We start from the raw sequence: 1495 nt of genomic DNA, 5'->3' as shown, positions 1-1495 counted from the left end.
CGAGGCCGGGGCCACCTACGCTTTTCTGCGCCGCGCCGGTCTGGGCAGCGCCGACGAAGCCGCCCAAAGCCTGACCGAAGCCGTGGACCGCTCGCGCAAGCGCCTTGAGATGAGTCTCAACCCCGACTACAACCCACGCGCTCTGGTGGGCGACCACGTAACGGACCTAACCGAAACGCGCTACGGCAACCCTGACATTCAGGGCCCCGACGCCACCCACGGCACGCACTGCGCGGGCATCATCGGCGGCTTGCGCGGCAACGGGCGCGGGGCCGACGGCGTGGCCGACGCCGTGCGCATTATGGGTGTGCGCTCCACGCCCAGCGGCGACGAGCGCGACAAGGACGTGGCCAACGCCATTCGCTACGCCGTCGACAACGGTGCCCAGATTATCAGCATGAGCTTCGGCAAGGACTTCTCCCCCGAAAAATCGGTGGTGGATGCCGCCATGCGCTACGCCGGCCAGAAAGGCGTGCTGCTGGTGCACGCCGCCGGCAACAGCGCCGACAACACCGACCAGACGCCCCACTACCCCAACACCCAGTACCTCGACGGCAAGGAAATTCCGAACCTGTTGACGGTGGGCGCCAGCAGCCGCCAGAACACGGCGGAGCTGGCCGCCAGCTTCTCGAACTACGGCCGCAAAACCGTGGATGTGTTTGCACCCGGCGTGGCCATTTATTCGAGCACGCCCGGCAACACCTACGCGTCCCTGAGCGGCACGAGTATGGCCGCGCCGGTAGTGGCGGGCGCAGCAGCCGTGCTCAAGGCCTACTTTCCGCAGCTTACGGCCCTGCAGCTCAAGCAGATTATTATGCAGTCGGCGGTGCCCTACCACACGCAGGTGCAGCAGCCGGGCAGCAAGCAGGTAGTCGATTTTGCTACCCTCTCGCGCACCGGCGGCATCGTGAATCTGTACGAGGCCGTGAAGCTGGCCCAGCAGCTGACGGCCGCCAAATAGCCACCGCGCAGACAGCCACGGTCGGGCTTTTTGCGTAGAGGGCGCAGGCGGGCGCGACCCTGTTGGTTTGTTTTCTTTTTTATGCTCGATTCCACGGCTTCGGCCCTGCCTACTGGCGCATCCGCCGCCGACCTGCTGCGCGCGGTACTGGAAGTTTCGCTCACGCCCATCAACTTGGTGCGGCCGGCGTACGCGGCCGATGGCCGCACCATTGTCGACTTCGCGCTCGACTACTTCAACCCCGCGGCCCAGCACCTCACCGGCTTGGCCGAACGGCCCGGCGGCACCCTGCTTTCCCAATTTCCGGACGCGGCCACCAACGGCATTTTCGACTTTTACCGGCGCGTGTTCGAAACCAGCGAGGCCGCGCAGTACGACTTTAATTACCAAGCCAACAGCTTTGCCCAGCACCTGCACATTGCCGCCCGGCGGCACGGCCCGCAGTTGGTGGTGAGCTTGCTCGATACCAGCACCTTCGTGCGCACCGGCGCCGAAACCGCGCTGCGCGAAAGCCGGGCCCGCGAGCAGGGTGCC

At 66.0% G+C, this 1495-nt stretch carries 1 protein-coding gene and 1 pseudogene; both read left to right on the top strand.

Features of this window, described 5'->3' with window-relative positions:
• Window positions 1–961 (top strand): S8 family serine peptidase (locus tag ACYVDE_RS22560; protein WP_460503783.1); only part of this gene is annotated, 961 nt, incomplete at its 5' end.
• An 81-nt stretch (window positions 962–1042) separates the two neighbouring features.
• Window positions 1043–1495, top strand: a pseudogene (locus ACYVDE_RS22555) (hypothetical protein); the annotation flags it as partial.

The sequence above is a fragment of the Hymenobacter agri genome (assembly GCF_054778495.1).
The sequence above is the reverse complement of the archived record's forward strand: the minus strand, read 5'-3'. Positions and strand labels throughout refer to the sequence as shown.